The following is a 17686-nucleotide window of genomic DNA, read 5'->3' as shown; positions in this document are numbered from 1 at the left end:
CGTCCGCTTTTCGCCGCCGGCTCGCGGTACGCTGCCGCCGGGTTCGCCCAGTCGTGGCAACGTTCTTTGAAGAAAGAATAGCCTCTGCAACTCAGTACAACTTCAGTAATACGATGCATATTTGCCACTAAATTCTATAAAATAAAATTAAATATTCTTAATTCCAATATTATTTTGTATAGATGTCGTCATCATGCACAGGTGTATTACATCTAGTACAAATGATACAATAATATACTTGTGATTTCGCCATCGTGTCTATTTGCTTTGTCTTAGCGCCTCGCTCAGCCGGCGCCATTTCGCAGGGGGAATTGAAATGTCGGGAATAGATCGAAAACTGAACCGCCAACAGTCGAAAACAACGCGCAGTGCAATAGAATATGCAGCGCCGTCACTGAGAAGTGGCCGCTCCTCCCGACGGAGAGGATTACCGGGCCTGCTCACCAGCACCGCGTTGACCAGCATGCTTCTGGCGGGCATCGCAGCGTCCGAGGCCCGCGCCGATGACCTGACAGACTATTGGTGGTGGGGGGTTGGCGATGCAAATTCCGACGGGATCTGGACAACCGATACCGATTATACATCAGGCCAGGCGTGGCTAGGAGAAAAGCCCACAAGCGCGACAACGCAGGCCGACTTATTTTGGAAAAATCAGCCGGGCATGGTTGCGAACTTCTCGGTCGAAACGAGCACTTTAAATGGAGGATCGTTTAGTGGTGTCGTTACTGTATATGTTTCCGGCGCAGTTACATTTGACACCATAAACTTCGATCTCGGCGACCTAAATTATCAATCCCAGCCCTTCGTTATCAAATACTATGTTTCAGACGATACCAGTACAAAGCTGGTCATTTCTCCGGCAGATGCTAAGACATTTTCAACAATATATTATGGCAATACCCAAAAGGTAACGGCCGCACTTGGTGTTCCGATTTATGTCCCCATTATAGACGGAGAAAATGGAGACGGGGTCAAAGCAACGGATATCGCGATCACCGGCACTTCCGGAATCTTCTATGAAACAAAAATGCCCTACACAGGAACGACATCCATTGCTGCCGGAGCGCTGTTATATCTTGGCGAAGGCACCAGTAACGCTGGCAAATTCAACGGATCGGTTACCGGCGCGATCGCAATCGCATCCGGGGGCACATTAACCATCAAAAACTACGGGGAAACGACCCTCAGCACGGCCAATCAAATCTCGGATCTAGTCACTGGCGCGGGCGGTGGCATTTTGATGATTCAAGGCGGAGATGCCGAAAGAGAGATCGTCACTCTTAACTCAGACTCGAGCGGCTTCACCGGAACGACCACGGTTGCAAGCGGTGCGCAGCTCACGGGTAGCGGCAAAATCTATGGCACCGTCAATTTTAACCGTGGCAGCATACTTTCCGGAACGGGCGGCACGACGCTGACGCTTGGCAATAGCGCTCTGAACTTCAATACCGGAACTTCAACCGATCTCCCAGCCGTAGACATCAATGCCAAGCTCGACGCGAGCTACAAGGCGCAACCGCTCTTCATCACAAAAGATCTTTCTCTCTATGGTGTTGATCTCGACATCACGTTCAGCTCGAATGCCGATGCCGGAATTTACGCTATTATTAGTTACAGTGGAACTTTATCGAACGGCTCAATCATTTCAACTCTGCCTTCAAATGTGAAGGGTTATGTCCTGACGAACCAGAACCTGGTACGCCTTGTCGTTCTGGGCGAAAGCGATTTGGCAGGGCAGTACTGGGATGGCGATCCCGTCAGCACCCACGAGGATAACGGCGTTATCGATGGCGGCAGTGGCAGCTGGACAAGCAGTGCCCAAAACTGGACGGACTCGACTGGCAGCACGAACACCGTATGGTCGAATTCGCTGGCGATCTTTGAAGGTAAAGAGGGCGGAACTGTCACCGTTGTCGGCACACAATCCTTTGCCGGGTTGCAGTTCAGTGCGACGGATAACGGCACATTCTATACGCTTGCGGCTGCGTCCTCCGGCACCAATGAACTTTCGCTTGCGCCATATTCCGACGTCGCGGGCACAATAGAGGTCGATTCCGGTGTAACCGCAACCATCAGTGTCGGCATTGTCAATGGCACAGCAGTCAGCACCGGCAACACGGCAAGCGCCCTCACCAAGACCGGGTCAGGAACTCTGATCTTCAATTCGAAAAACAGCACCTATAGCGGCACCACGACAGTGTCCGAGGGGATCCTGCAGCTCGGAGACGGGAGCACGGCCGGCGCGCTGAACGCTTCATCCACGGTCTCCATCAACAACGGCGCAACCTTTACCATTAACCCGTCAGCGACAACGCAGACATTCAGCAATGTCCTATCAGGGACCGGCAGCTTCAAAGTCACCGGATCGTCGTCAACGAGTTACATGGTCACTCTGACAAGTAGCAGCGGTTCCTTCACCGGCGCGACGACCGTATCCGGCGCCACGCTTGCCCTCCAGTCTGCGAAGCTGGGCGGCAATGTCTCGGTCGAAAGTTCCGGCTCACTTTCAGGTTCCGGAACAATTGGCGGCAACGTCACGATTGATGCAAGCTCGAAGATTGCCGGAAGCACAGCGACTGCGCCGCTTTACATCACCGGCACGATAACCCTGGCCAGCAACTCGACCTTCGATGCCACTCTCGGTTCAACGCCGAATGCTAGCGCATCCGCAGCGCTTATCATCGTCACCGGGTTGGCCACCATTGCCGACACGACCGTTATTGATCTCGGCAGCGCAACGCTAGGTGATGGCACCTATTATCTCATGACATTCGCCAGCGGCAGTTCGGTTAACGCCTCCGCGCTTTACGCCAATAAGAAATACACTGGCTCCAGCACGTTTAGCTTTTATACAAATTCGACCTCTCTGTATCTGACCGTCACCTCGTCCGGACAAGACTACTACTGGAACCCAGATCAGGGTAACTCGGCCGCCACGCTGGGCGGTACATCCACCTGGTACGGAACTTCTTATACCACAAAGAAGGACTGGTCGGATTCGGACGGCAGCGATCAGAAATATTGGGTTAATGACAATACCGCGATATTTGCCGGCACTGCGGGTACCGTCACGGTCGACAGCTCGACCTATGGCAGCATAACCGTTGCGGGCATGGAATTCTCCACGGCCGGATATGTGCTGACGAGCGCGAATGCGAGCTCGACGATCATGCTGAAGAAAGAAGGCGGCAACGACGTTGAAATCTCGGTCGTGACCGGTACTGCAACCATCAATACTGTACTTTCCGGTACGGACGGTTTCACCAAGTCAGGCGACGGCGATCTGGCGCTAGGCGCTGCCAATACGGTAACAGGAACGGTAAAAATTAGTGACGGTACTCTGCGCCTGGTGAAGAGCAGCACGACGAGTGGCTCGCTGAGCGGCGCGATTTCGGTTGGTTCGGGTACCTTCGCCACCTATAACACCTCAGGCACCACAGCGACAGGTAGTGCCATCACCCTTGGTTCATCAAATATACTGAGCGGCGCGGGCCAGTTTAACGTTGAAACCGGTCTGACCGCACTTAACTCAGATAGCTCGGGCTATACGGGCAAGACAAACGTCGAAGATAACGGCATCCTGACCGGGACAGGAAAACTCGGTGGTCAGATTACGATCGAGGACGGCGGCACGCTCTACGGCGAAGCCGGTTCGCAACTGACCATGACGGACAGCCTCACCTTCAAAGACAATTCGATTCTGGAAGTCAAATTGGGCAGTGCAAGTTCGAGCAGCCTTATTGTAACAAAGACGCTGGCCCTGGACACAAACGAAACGCTGACGATCGACACAAGTACCCAGCTGGCAGACGGCGAATACAAGCTCATTCAATATACGTCTCTCACCGGAGACGCGACGGGCTTCGACACCTCAACCTACAACAAAAAATATGCCGTTTTCAGCCGGACCGAAGCAAGGAGCGATGGCATCGGAAGCTATATCGTCCTGCTGACGGGAGCCGAATATGCCGGCCTGTATTGGGACGCAGACGGCCAAGGTCCGAGTTCTCCACAAGGCAATGGTGGCACCGGAACCTGGACTGCCACCTCCAAGACCTGGACAGACAAGAACGGCGAACAGCAGACGGTTGACAATAGCTGGTATGACGGTGGCTATGGCTATTTCTCTGGTAACGCAGGTACCGTCACCGTCGACTTCAAGGACGGCGAAATCTCTGCCGCCCGCCTTTACTTTCTGCAGGATTACACCCTCGAATCAGCGGATGACAAAAGCACACTCAACCTTAACGGCGCGAAATCAAGCGACAGTAAAGCCTATATTAGCGTTGCAAGCGACAAAACCGTCACATTTGACGCGCAACTGGATATCAAATCAAATCTGGTCGTCACGGGTGGTGGCACTTTGACCCTCGATCCGCAGTATGCACAAAACACCGGAACGTTTGATCTTCAAATTACTGGCAGTTCGACCCTTAAACTGGCGGGCACTAGCGCTAATACGCCGTTGCCTGGATCGACGAACATTCAGATCGACAGCGGTTCCACGTTGCAAACGGCGATGTCCAACCGTTCGACGTTTGAATTCTCTGGCATACTTTCCGGCGAAGGCACCATGTTGCTCGGCGGTAACAACACGACGATCACGATTAGTGGAAGTTCCAACACCTTCACCGGTAAAACAACTTTCTCGGGCGGCAATCTGACGATGAAGGCCGGTTCGAAGCTTCTTGGAGACCTCACCGTCACTACAAACAAGGGTGACATCTCAACCATGTATCTTTCCGATAATGTGACGGCGGGAAATGTAACTATTTCAGGCAGCGCCAAGCTCGATTTTCAAAAAAACGCGAGCGCTACTGCCAGGGCTACGTTCACGTCGCTATCTCTCGAATCAACAGAGGCCGTTTTTAGAGCCGATTCCTCAACAGGGGATTCAGCGCTTATTAACGTGACGGACGCGACTTTCGATAACGCAACCATTCGAGTCCAATTCGACGGTGTCCCAGAAGCAGGTGGCATCTTTACCTTCATAAGCTCGGCAAATGTTATCGATTATAAAAACGATTTATCCTTCCAACCGCAGCAATTCGGCAACCAATTAAGTTTGGTTTGGGTAAAAACAGATGTAGAACATGAAGTTCAAGCACAGGTTGTCGCAAATACGGATTATCTGGCAACGGAGGCCTATTCATACAAAGGCAATGCCAGGCGCGTGGCTAGCTCCCTGCTTTCCCTCGACCCAACGCACGAACTCTTGTTTTCCTTCGCTCTAACCGATTCTCTTGAAAAAGAAAGGGCGGCGGAATTAATCTCTGGCGACATCTACGCATCGACGGCTTCGGCGATGGTCGCAAACAGCCGTTATGTGCGGGATGTGACCGGCCAGCATATCCGGGATATCTCAGGCGGGATTTCGACTGGCCAGGCGATCTCGACGGTCTCAAATTATGCTGCCCAGCCGACCGCAACAAGCCCGGCCTTCGACGGCTTCATGGAAGCCAATAGCGGCATCGACCTCTGGGCCACCGGCTATGGCGCGTGGTCAAGCTTTGACGGCGACAGCGATGCCGGAATTGCCGGCGCATCCAACAATGTCGGCGGTTTCATATTCGGCGCTGATGCTGCAGCCTTCGGCAATCTCCGCCTCGGCGCCCTCGGCGCCTATGGCCAGTCGGCCTTCAAGGCCGACGACCATTATAGCAGTGGCAACAGCAATGATGTCACGTTCGGCATGTATGGTGGTGGCAACTGGGGTGCCATCGGAGCCAATTTCGGCGCGGCCTATACCTGGCACGATATCACCACAAGCCGTACCATCAACCTCAGCTACTTCGATGATGATCTCGAAGGTGATTACAGCGCCGGAACCTTCCAGGTTTTTGGCGGTTTGGGTTATACCTTCGATTTCGGCAGTGGCCTTCAGCTCGAGCCCTATGCCGACGCCGCCTATGTGCATTATCAGTCTGATGACATGGGAGAGGCGGGCGGACTTCTGGCTCTGAACATGCTGGGGAGCGATATGAATACCGGCTATTCGACCATCGGCCTTCGGGGTGGCTGGGATGTCAATATCGGCGCCACGCAGAACAAGCTGAGCGGTGCCATCGGCTGGCGCCATGCCTATGGCGATATCGAACCCTTTGCCAATATCGGCTTTGTCGCCGGAGGCGACATGCAGATGATAGAGGGAACGCCGCTGGCACAAGACCAGGCCGTGCTGAACCTTGGCTGGGAGACCCAGTTCAGCAGCACAGTGTCTTTCGGGGTGAATTATACCGGTCTGTTCGGCGGCGGATCTGACAGCCAGACCGTATCGGGCAAGCTCAGCATCCGCTTCTGAGCGGGCGACGAGAACAACAGGCCGGGGCGTGGACAGCGTCCCGGCCTGACAGGTTCATAGCTGCAGCCGATGCAGCCAGCCCTCTCTTTCTGGGCCCGACGGCCATGACAACGAATGCCGACCAGACGGCCTCACTTGCCGTCTGGAGCCGGCGATTCGCTTTAGCGCGCCGTGCGTCCTTTTGCATGCACGGCGCGCTATCTTTTTGAATCTACGCATCCTTCTCTTCGAAAAGAACGATGCGCTAGCGAAAGCAGCGCAACCGAGTCTGCTCGGCGAAACGGTCCAGGCGGCATGGGGCAGCATTCCGGCTATCGCAAAGCAATGAAACCGCACCGCAATCCTCTATTTTCTGGCTGCGATCGAGGGCGACGCCCCGACAAATTACTTGCAATACTTCAAGTAAAAAAGACATAATTAATTTAATTGACAATAAAACGACATGTTTATAAATATTAAACAGTCTTTTTGGCAATAATGGCGAGAATCAGTCTATTATTGTAACGCAGGGGGTGAAATTGAGCGTTTTATCAAATAGGAATACTGTTTCTAGGTCTGTCATTACTTGTGGTAAGGCACGTCAACAGCTGCGAACTGGAAAACGCCTGTCAGGGAGGCTGGTCTCCGGGACATTGCTGTCGTTGATTTCTCTGATCGAAATCTATTCAGCCAAGCCATCTTTTGCCGATACACTCTATTGGTTTGGCTCACTTAACGACAGCATTTCGGACGGTGGCTGGAGCGTGAGCGCGACCGATAACAACTGGACAAAAACTCCATACACCGGCACGCCCCCAAATGACTTTTACTATTGGTCAAACACGACTGGAATGACGGCCGTTTTTTCAAATAAAAATACCTCCGGAATTAATGTCACGGTCCTCGACGTGATCCAATTCGAAAAGATCCATATCGATCAGGATCTCAGCAATCAAACGAGTGATCACGCATACAATTTTTTGGGCGGGCATCTTTCCATTTCCCCTGACACCGGAACGACCGCTGTTATTGAAGGTGATGCGGTCCCGGATCCAGTAAACTTTTTCAGCGGGCTTGAAACCACCGTAATCAAAGACGGGCAAAACTCAGCTGGAGAGCTGGCAAATAACTTAAGCATAGCTGGCGGCATTGCCTTCTTTATGCACGCCGATCAGGAATATACCGGCACGACATACATCCTTGATGGAAGTCGTCTTATCATTGGTTCGACAAATGGTCCCGCCAAGCTTGTCGGCGGGACTGTTCTGGATTCAGGAAGTACGTTCAGTGTCGATCTTAGGGGCGGCGGCAGCAACTTTAGCGCCGGCAACATCATTTCGAGCAAGGATTCAACCGATACCGACGCACTTGTGGAAATCTACGCACTCAGCGGCGGGGTGACACAAACATTCACGATGGACTCGATCAGCGACGACTATGTTGGCCAGACCGAAGTCAATAATAGTGTGAATCTAACAGGAACAGGCAGCATCGGTGGCGATGTCTCCTTCTACCAGGGAACCAAGATCACCGGCATTTCGGGGTCAACCCTGGGGCTCGGCACATCGCTGACGCTGAACAAGACGGGCAACGGCTCGACAAACTTTCAGCTCATCGCGCCTCTGGATCAGACAAATTCCTACATTCCTTTGATCAGCACCGGCAGCCTCACCATCGGCGGCGCGATAACCATAACTGCCACGGGTGCACCAGGCATATACAATATCATTCAATATGAAAGCGGCAGTCTCAGTGGGTCATTCGATGAGACGGATACGGCGATCACGATTAATGGATCAACATCAGAGCCGTATCGTCTTCTGACCGATGGCGGCATGGTGCGGCTCGTGGTCCTTGACCCCGCGACCGGACAGCTCGCGCAATACTGGAATGGCAGCACGGATCCCATCGACGGCGGCGTGCTGCTCGGTGGCAGCGGCACCTGGGACAGCCATACCGCCAACTGGACGGATAGTTCGGCCAGCACCGACTCCAACCGTGTCTGGTCTCAGTCCGTCGGTATCTTCGGTGGATCAGGCGCCGGTACTGTGACGGTCAGCGATGACCTGAATTTCGACGCGCTGCAGTTTCTCGAAACACCGGCGACGCCAGAAGGCTATAAGCTGACGGGCAGCGGCAGTCTCGCCTTTCAGCCTTATTCGGCCAGCGTTGCGACCATCGATGTTGCCGATGGGGCGAATGCCACCATCGGGGTGGATCTCGTCGATGGCAGTCTGGTCAATATTCTGGAGAAGACGGGCACCGGCACGCTCGTGCTAACCGGCCTGAAGTCCTTTACCGGCGAAACGAAACTCACATCGGGCACGCTTTATCTCGGTGACAGCAGCGAAGGCGGCGGACTCGTTTCGAACGTGGTCATGGCAACAGGCACCACCTTCGGCGGCTGGGGTAGCGTCGGCGGCAATGTCACGGTCGTTGATGGGGCCACCCTCGTGAGCTCGTCAAACCAGGAGACACTGACAATTTCCGGCACATTGACGCTAGAGGAAGGGGCGGAGATTATCGCGACACTCGATGCTTCCGCTCCCAGCTCCAATGCCCTGTTTGCGGTTCAGGATCTCGTCCTTGGCGGCAACGGTTCCTCCGGCTTGACTTTGACCGTTGACAGCGACGGGCTGCCACTGGCGCAAGGCAACTATCTGCTGATAACCTATTCCGGCGATCTCACGGGCGCGCTCGAAAACATCGTTCCATTTGTCACTGTCGCCAGCGTCAGCGAGGTCTCCATTATCGATGTGCCGACGGGGCATGTCTACCTCAGTGTTTCCGGACCGGGCATGCTCTATTGGAATGCCGATAATCGTGGCTCGACGCTGGTCGGCGGCGACGGCACCTGGAATCTATCGAACGACAACTGGACCGAAGACCCTCCGGGAAACTACTCGTCATGGGCATCGGGTGCGGTCGCTGTCTTTGCCGGCACAACCGCGGGAACCGTGCAGATTGACACAGATGACGGCGCCAGCCCGGTTTCAGTCAGCGGCCTTCACTTTGCGACCGATGGCTATGTCATAACGGGCGATAGCCTCGCCCTGACGGCTCAGTCCGGGGCCAGCTATGTTGAAATTGCGGTTGATCAGCCCAATGCGACGGCTGGCTCGATTTCAGCAACAATCAGCAGCGTTCTCACCGGCACGGCCGGTCTCTACAAGACGGGTTCCGGAACACTCACGCTGACGGCGCAGAACGAGTATAGCGGCGGAACCGTCGTTTCTGCCGGCATCCTCGCCGTTGCGCAGGACGCCAATCTCGGCAAGGCGGACGGCGACGTGACCCTGAACGGCGGCACACTGCAGGTTTCAACGGGCTTTTCAACCGAACGCGATGTTTTGCTTGGCGGAGCCGGCGGCACCATCGACGTTCTCAGCGGAACCCTGGTTCTGACCGGTTCCGTCGACGATGCTTCGACGGCAGCGGGCGCCTTGGTGAAGGCGGGGGACGGTGCGCTGCAGCTCACCCAGGACAATGGCTATTCAGGAGGAACGTCTGTTCTTGGTGGCCGCCTGCTGGTTTCCAGTGATGCCAATCTCGGCGCGTCCAATGGCGAGGTGACCTTGAACGGGGGAACGCTGGCGATTGCTGAGGGTTTCAGCTCGTCACGTCCATTTGCACTTGGCGATGATGGCGGCACCATCGAAGTGGGGGCTGGTGAACAGGTTCTGTCCGGCGTTCTGTCCGATGTCACATCTGAAAGCGGCAGCCTGACGAAGACCGGGTCCGGCGCGCTGGTGCTGGCGGCAGCCAACAGCTATTCGGGCGGAACAACGATTGCCGCGGGCACGCTTCAGCTCGGAGATGGCGTTCAGGACGGCACAATTTCTGGTGATGTCGACATCAAGTCCGGCGCGGCGTTCAAGATTCTGGATCTGGAAGCCTTCGATTATGCAGGCCAGCTTTCCGGGAAGGGTGCTTTCAATCTGAATGGCTCTGGAACCACAACACTGACCGGCAACAGTTCTGCTTTCGCCGGTGTGACCACGGTGACCGCTGGACAGTTGAATGTGTCCGGCAGTCTTGGGGGATCGATCTTTGTATCTTCCGGCATTCTTGGAGGCTCCGGCGCGCTCGGTGATGTGAGCGTCGGCAGTGACGGCTCAATCATTGTCGGCACCACGAGCGATGCGACCACGATGTCGACTGGCGCACTCGATTTCGCCTCCGGGTCTGCTCTTTACGTCAACTGGAATACCGATGGTACCCATGATGAGATTCTGGCGAGTGACGCCGTTTCGATTGCCGGTGGCACGGTATATCTGACAATCGACGGCAAAGGATTTAGCGATGGCGAGCAGATCACGATCATTTCTTCGTCCGCCTCGGTCACCACAACGGATGGGGATGGCGATGGGACTGCTGGTTTTGACAGTCAGGCGAAGCTGGATTCAGCCTATCTGACCGCAAGTGTGACCTATACAGGCTCGACGGTGCAGCTCTATATTTCTGAGGTCGATTCCAGCACATTCTGCCTTGATGGCATGACGGAAAACCAGTGCAATACCGGCGATGGCGTTCACGGCCTTGGATCCGGAAACCCGCTCTATGGCACTATTCAGGGACTGCCGAGTGACGAGGCCGGACCGGCGCTCGACCAGCTTTCCGGTGAAGTCTACGCGTCCATTGATGCCGCCATAATCAATAATTCACGCTATGTGCGTGAAGCGACCTCAAAACGCATTTACCAGGCGCAGCGCGATGCCGCGGTTTCGAGCCGCTCGAACGTCAGCAATTATGCCGATGAACCGGACTATCCGGCCGCCTTCGGACAGCCGGCCTACGATTCTGACCCCGGCAACATGTTCTGGGCGACGGGTTATGGTTCATGGAACAGACTTAAATCGGATGGCAATTCGGCGACGATGGTCAATCCGGTCGGTGGCATCTTTGTGGGCGGCGACATTCCGATGTTCGATTCAATGCGGTTCGGCGTTGTCGCGGGCTATGGCCGTTCGAGCTATAAGGTCGATGGCCGGAATTCGTCGGCCTCAAGCAATGACTATACCATCGGTCTTTATGGCGGCGGAAAATGGGATGCGATCGGCGCCTCCTTTGGCACCGCCTATAGCTGGTCGAATGTGTCGGCCGAACGGCAGATAAGCTTTTCGGGATTGGACGAACAGGATGGGGCGGACTATACCGTCGGCCTCCTCCAGATCTATGGTGATGTCGGATATCGGGTTGATGTCGCACAGGATCTGTTTGTCGAGCCCTATCTCGGGGCTGCCTATATCTACCAGAACAGCGGTGCCTTTACCGAGAGTGGCGGAATTGCCGCGCTGTCGCGGGGGAGCTCTGACATCAGCGTCGGGCTGACCAATATCGGTGTCCGAACGGCATATGAACTGGGCAGCAATCTCGGGAATAGCCAGGTCTCCGCTTCGGTCGGCTGGCGTCACGCTTATGGTAATCTCGATCAGGCGTCGCATATGCAGTTCGTCGGAGGAAGTCCGTTCGGTGTTGTCGGTCTTCCGCTTGCATCCGATCAGGCGACATTCACGCTGGGTCTTATCTCCAAGCTGAATGCGAATACAGACGTCGAAATCGGCTATTCCGGGCTGTTTGGCGATGGATTTTCCAGTCAGAACATCACGGGGAGGTTGAGCCTCCGGTTCTAGCGCATCGGCTCGAAAATCGGAATCGGTTTTCGAAAAGAACGATGCGTAGAGTCAATAAGGTAGAGCGCCGCTCTCATCTTCCGAAAGGACGTTCCACCGGCGGCGTGACAGCGAAAAGTGAAACCGCTGTCGCGCCGCCGGGTTGTCGACCGGGCTGTGCCTGCCGGTGGGCGGGCCTGATGATTGCGGGCAATACGAGGTCCTGCTGAACAGACACCGGGCAAGCGCGACGTGTCTTGCCTGTCCTGGCTACGACACCGAAACGATCCGTCAAGCCGCCGCCAGAAATTCGTGCCGATTGCTGTGACTGCGCCCGGCCTTTCTTGAAGACCTGTCCGGAAACTTGCGCGCGCGGCACACGGGGACCGAGCAGCTGATAGATGTTTCGCCGCCGCATTGCTTTCAGTCGCGGCACGATCATGCTTCGAACCTCTTCACTAAAAAGTGTTGTTTGGGCAAACCCGCTGGAAACAAGGGCATTTGCCGGGTCACGAATGCGCGGTGCTTCGAGACGATGATCCTGGTCAATTCCTCCGCGCTGCAGAGGAGCCATGATCAGATCACGACGATCATACGGATCGAAGGCTGTTTTCGAACGACGAAATCATGTTGGAACGACTGCGCATCATCACTGTCGCCTTCATTTTCCTGCTCGGGCTTTTCGCCTCTGCCGGTACGGCATTCAGTGGACAGGCGGGGGCCCTTTCGTCCTGTACCATTGAACGGACGTCGCTCCACGGCTCCGCCGATTGCGGCAAGGCAATGGTTCACGAGTCATGCCTTTATCACGCCGCGTGTGGCCTGTTCCTGCTGTCCGACTTCGCCCCGCATGCGTCCAGCGCAGACGCCTCCGCAAAGGGCACGGTGTCACGCCATGTTCTGGTCGGCCTGCAATCCGCTCCCGAAATCCGTCCCCCCATCTTGGCACTCTGAAATCACCGCAATCCTTACCGGCGCCTGATCTTTTCCGCCGTGCAGCGACAGCTGTGCGCTGCCGATGCTCAGGACCGATTTTCAGACAATGCTCACAACGGAGATGTTCCATGAGCAAGATTTCTTCTGCTTTCACCCTCACCCTTGCGATTGCGCTTGGCAGCGGCATCGCCAACGCCAACCCGGCCCACCATCCCGCCGCTGATGCGGCCACGGACAGCGTCGCCGCGATGCAGTCCGGCATGATGAACGGATCGATGATGGCGAGCATGATGAGCCCCGACATGATGGTCATCATGCTCGACAGCGACGGCGATGGTAGCCTCTCGTCGTCCGAATTCGTCGCCGTGCATCAGCGCATGTTCGCCCACCTGGACCAAAATGGCGACGGACAGCTCGATTCCGCCGAGCTGGAGCCCCATCACGCCGGCATGATGCCGGGCGATGCGGACAGCGAATAGGAGGACACGCAGATGCTGAAACAGCGCCCTCCACATGCCGCAACGGCAATTGCCACGCTTGGCCTGATCGCCACCCTCGCCGCTGCGCCGGCAGCGATGAGCGCCGAACAACCGGACATTCCGGCAGGCCAGCCGATCACATCCTGGGTGGAAAACGGCCAGAACGGCCGCTACCTGCTGCAACGGGAAGATGGCGAATTGCCTGAAGGCACGGCAGAGATGACCGGCGTCGTCCTGTCTGATTCCAACTGTGCCCCCGATTCTGACAATATCAACCATTGCCGCAACGAGATCCGGCTTGAGAATGGCCGTGTCATCACCGGGATCGATAATCACCGCATGAGCGTGAACCGTTGCCTCAGGCAGGGCGAAACCGTCACGGTATCGGCTCTGAATGATGCCTGGTTTGTCGTTCTGACCAAAGCGGCCATGGCAAACTGATCGCCAGAACGTTGAGGCTGTGGGGCTGCATCATCATGCAGCCCCACACTATATTGCCCTTGCCGGTGTCGGACGCTGCTTTTCTGCAAAGCCAGATACGGGCGGCATATCCCCAACTGCGCCCGTCGATCGCCGAAATAATCCGGCACGTGCAAGATCACCTTATGCTCTTGTAACAACAATCATATTTGCAACTGCATGAAATTCCGGCGCCGGATATTCGGCATTATTTGCGCGGCTTCTCCGCGAAGATTAGCGGAATCAAATATTCAGCCAATAATCATGTGACATTCTGGGCAGCACTACATGTCTTGCTCGGCGCGAGGTCCGTTTCCGCGGCGCCTTCCATCTGGTCGCGGCAGCGCGATCTGTCGAAGACATATCCGGATTTCTGCCTGCTGCCTATGATTGGGAATATTTGTGAACAGCATCAAGCCAAACCCGAAAACGCCGCAAGAACAGCCTGCCTGCCGTTGGATCTTCTACACGCTTCTGGCCGCAACACTCCTGACCCTGCCGGGACAGTCTCTGGCGCGCGACACTGGTGCTGACGCCGAGGATGCTGGCCTGAAGGCTTTGCCGCCAGCCCAGGATGCCGTTGGCCGGGCATTGCGGAAGGCGCTTTCCTATGGCGAGATGTCGTTTCTCGCCAGTCTCGTCGAAAATACCCGGCTGACGCCGGATCGCGCCGATCTGATTTCGTCCGAGGCGGTGGCGTTGCGTCCCGACATGGCGGCAGCGATCGCGCGCGCCGTTGGGTCTGGCGCCCATCTGGCAGCCCTCTATCCGTCATCATCCATCACCCATGTCCTTTCCTCACCCACCGTCTCCGGCAGCACGCAGCTGCCCTATCCCGGTGGCGTTGCAAACGCCGATGAAAGCGCGCTCACCGAGTTTGAACGCAATTATTCCCTTTCGGCCATGGGCGCCGCAACCGCACGCGAGATGGGCTATACCGGCGCGGGCGTTGTCGTAGGCGTGATCGACAGCGGCATTGATATGAGCCCTGACGGGACCGTCCATCCTGAGTTCACCGGACGGATCGACTCCCGCTCGACCAGTTTCCTCAACTGGGTTGATATCGGGATGCAGGGCGAGACCCTCAGCGCGGCCGAGGTTGCTGCCGGCCTCCAGCAGGGACCGACGGACACGCAGGCTGTCGACGACCATGGCACCCATGTCTCCGGCATCATAGCCGCCGGAGACAATGGTTTCGGCATGGAGGGCGTGGCGCCGGATGCGACGATCCTGTCTGTTCAGGCCGTTCCCGGTGCGGAGGGCTGGCTATACCTCGACAGCGACCCCGATGAAGAGATTGATCTTGCCGATCTGCAGACATGCGGCCTTGAAGCTCTGGACGGTACTGGCTGCGCGATCGCGCAATATTTCGCGCCGATCATCAGCGCCGAACGCTATCTCGCCCAGTTTTCCGATGTCAGCGTGATTAATATGAGCTACGGGGCGAATGTCGATGACGATGCAACGAGCTGGGATATCCCAACCACGGTCCAGCCCTATTATCAGGCGGACGCGGAAGCCCTGAGAGCCAATCTGGATGCTGGCCAGATCCTCGTAACATCCGCCAGCAATGACGGCGTGGATGCGCCTGTCGTTGCTGAAAATCCGCTGGGTATCGGACTTTATCCCTTTATCAGCCCGGCGAACGAAGATGCGACCAATTCAAGCGGAAACCTGATCTATAACGATTATGGCACCGGGCTCGATTTCAGCTTTCTCTCCGCCGATGCCCTGGCGGAGGCAGAAGCGGCCGATGGCATTGCCCGCGGGCGGATCATCGTTGTCGTGGCGCTGGATGCCTATAATGTGATTGCCGATTATTCCAATCATTGCGGCGTCGCCAAATACTGGTGCGTGGCAGCGTCCGGAACGAATGTCTATTCGTCCATTCCGGTCAGCATGGGCTCTTACGCGCAGGAAAGCGGCACCTCCATGGCCGCGCCGAATGTCTCCGGCGCCATTGCTGTCCTCACCGAAGCCTATCCGACCTTCACCCCGGCCGAGATCGTCAAGATCCTGTTCATGACGGCGGAAGATCTGGGCGCGGCCGGTGTCGATGATGTCTATGGCTGGGGCATGATCCGGCTTGACCGCGCGCTTTCCGTCGGTCCCGTCGGCATGCCGGAAGACGGCGTCTATACGGTTGGCACCGACGGTTCGGACACGACCTGGATCATCGCCTTCGACAGCGATGCCAGTCTGGTAAAGGCCGGCGACGGGACGCTGGCCATTTCCAGCACGGCAAGCTTCGATGCCGGAACCACCGTTTCGGGCGGTCTTCTGGCCATCGATGGCGCCCTGATAACACCGACACTGCTGGTCGAGCAGGACGGAACCCTGGGCGGCAGCGGGCTCATCACCGGCAATGTCGATGTCGCCGGAACGCTGTCGCCCGGCGATTCGCCCGGCACGCTGACGGTTGCCGGCAATGTCACCCTGTCATCTTCAGCGACGATGGTGGTGGATATTGACGGCACGGGCACGCAGAACGGTGCGGGCAATTATGACCGCCTCGTTCTGACCGGAACCGGGGCGACATTCACCGCAAACGGCACGCTGAGCCCGTCACTGCGCGGTATTTCAGGGGCGGCCAGCAATGATTTCTCGCCAAAGCCGGGGGAATTGTTCACCTTTGTCGAGGCGGCGGATGGTGCGGTTACGGGCAGCTTCACCGGGCTGACCCAGCCCGTGACCGGGCTCGTCGACGGGACGAGGCTCGATGTTCTCTACTGGCCGGACGCGCTGTCGCTGGCGGCAACGCCTGAAACCTATGCCGATCTCTCGGCCTTCGGCCTGTCGCTTTCCGGCAACGAGACAGCCCTCGGAACGGCCATTGATGCGGCCCGGCCGGCCGCCGGTGTGCGGCCTGTATCGGCGGAAAATGATGCCTTCAACGTGCTTTATTCGGCGAGCACCGATCAGCTGGGCGCCGGATTGCCGAGCCTGACCGGACAGATCCATGCCGAGATGGGCACGACCGCCGTCAGGGCGGTCGGCCGGTTTGCCGATACGATCGGACAACGGCAGTTCGGCCTCTCCGACGGCTGGCTTTCGGTCGGCGGCACGCCCTATGGCACGGGCCTTGCCTGGGCCAGCGGCACAGCCGCCTCCACCCAGGTCGGCATGGCTGGCGGCGTGGAAGGCTATGACGCCAGAACCAATGACGGCACTTTCGGCATCGACTGGCGTTTCGGGCGCAATGCCTTCGGCCTGGCCGCATCCTATGAATATGCCGATGTCTCCTCGGATACCAACGGCTCGGGCAGCATCAACAGCTATCAGGGGGCAGTCTACGGCACATTCGACATGAATGTTCTGGCGCTCGCTCTGCGCGGCGGGCTCAGCTATGGCGAACTGACCAGCAGCCGGCTGACGGCACTGGGTGATTATGCAGCACGGGCAACGGCCAGCGGCCATGGCATGGGCGGCTTCATCGAGGCCAGTGCCTTCAAGGCATTCGCGGCTGACAGCATCACGCTGACACCGTCTGCCACGTTCGGCTATCGCGGTTTTCGCCGGGACGCTATGAGCGAAGACGGCAGCGTTTTCGCGCTCTCTCTGCCTGCCGATACGTTTGAGGAAACCCAGACAACGCTGGCGATTGCCGTTTCGAAGCGCTTCACCTTCGACAATGATCTTCAGTTCGAACCGGTGCTGAGTGCCGGGTGGCGCCATGATTTCGGCGATATCAGCCGGTCGACAACGCTTGGGATTTTCGGGGAAAATTTCACCGTTTCCGGCGCCGATGTCGGCGCCAACGCCTTCGTCGGCAAGCTGTCGCTGACGGCGATCGCATCGAAACGCTTCACCTTCGGCGCGTCCTATCAGGCGGAAATCCGCGACAATCTCACCAGCAATATCTTCTCCGCCGAAGCCAGCCTCAGATTCTGAGGCGGATTTGGGCCAACGACAGATGACCT

General features: G+C 56.8%; 7 protein-coding genes. 6 read left to right on the top strand and 1 reads right to left on the bottom strand.

From position 1 onward, the window contains the following. Window positions 1–316: 316 nt before the first annotated feature. Both HCK86_RS11450 and HCK86_RS11445 read left to right on the top strand, forming a co-directional pair. On the top strand, window positions 317–6301 hold the full coding sequence (locus HCK86_RS11450) for an autotransporter outer membrane beta-barrel domain-containing protein (RefSeq protein ID WP_176084611.1): 5985 nt from the start codon (window positions 317–319) through the stop codon (window positions 6299–6301). A 518-nt stretch (window positions 6302–6819) separates the two neighbouring features. Next, a complete protein-coding gene (locus HCK86_RS11445; RefSeq protein WP_176084610.1) occupies window positions 6820–11913 on the top strand; it encodes an autotransporter domain-containing protein in 5094 nt (1697 codons plus the stop codon). 73 nt (window positions 11914–11986) lie between these two features. Here HCK86_RS11445 and HCK86_RS11440 read toward each other — a convergent pair whose 3' ends face one another. Next, entirely contained in the window at window positions 11987–12466 is a 480-nt protein-coding gene (locus HCK86_RS11440; protein ID WP_176084609.1) for a hypothetical protein, read from the bottom strand. A gap of 53 nt (window positions 12467–12519) precedes the next feature. On the opposite strand from HCK86_RS11440, the gene HCK86_RS11435 reads away from it, so the two are divergent. From HCK86_RS11435 to HCK86_RS11420, 4 genes are all read left to right on the top strand, one after another. Further along, window positions 12520–12846 (top strand): hypothetical protein, encoded by a 327-nt coding sequence (locus HCK86_RS11435; RefSeq protein ID WP_176084608.1) that lies wholly within the window; start codon window positions 12520–12522, stop codon window positions 12844–12846. Between the two features lie 110 nt (window positions 12847–12956). Continuing rightward, window positions 12957–13307 (top strand): hypothetical protein, encoded by a 351-nt coding sequence (locus HCK86_RS11430; protein WP_176084607.1) that lies wholly within the window; start codon window positions 12957–12959, stop codon window positions 13305–13307. A gap of 12 nt (window positions 13308–13319) precedes the next feature. Next, complete coding sequence (locus tag HCK86_RS11425) at window positions 13320–13748, top strand: hypothetical protein (protein ID WP_176084606.1); 429 nt, start codon at window positions 13320–13322, stop codon at window positions 13746–13748. A 420-nt stretch (window positions 13749–14168) separates the two neighbouring features. Then, complete coding sequence (locus HCK86_RS11420) at window positions 14169–17657, top strand: S8 family serine peptidase (protein ID WP_348641069.1); 3489 nt, start codon at window positions 14169–14171, stop codon at window positions 17655–17657. Window positions 17658–17686 lie beyond the last annotated feature (29 nt).

The organism is Martelella sp. HB161492, assembly GCF_013184775.1.
In the GTDB taxonomy this organism is placed as follows: Bacteria; Pseudomonadota; Alphaproteobacteria; order Rhizobiales; family Rhizobiaceae; genus Martelella.
This window is presented reverse-complemented; position numbering and strand designations above follow the sequence as displayed.

Bases quoted from the DNA above. Each gene is read 5' to 3' on its own strand.
- HCK86_RS11425 (WP_176084606.1), top strand. From the start codon at position 13,320: ATGCTGAAACAGCGCCCTCCACATGCCGCAACGGCAATTGCCACGCTT.
- HCK86_RS11430 (WP_176084607.1), top strand. From the start codon at position 12,957: ATGAGCAAGATTTCTTCTGCTTTCACCCTCACCCTTGCGATTGCGCTT.
- HCK86_RS11450 (WP_176084611.1), top strand. From the start codon at position 317: ATGTCGGGAATAGATCGAAAACTGAACCGCCAACAGTCGAAAACAACG.
- HCK86_RS11435 (WP_176084608.1), top strand. From the start codon at position 12,520: ATGTTGGAACGACTGCGCATCATCACTGTCGCCTTCATTTTCCTGCTC.
- HCK86_RS11440 (WP_176084609.1), bottom strand. From the start codon at position 12,466: ATGGCTCCTCTGCAGCGCGGAGGAATTGACCAGGATCATCGTCTCGAA.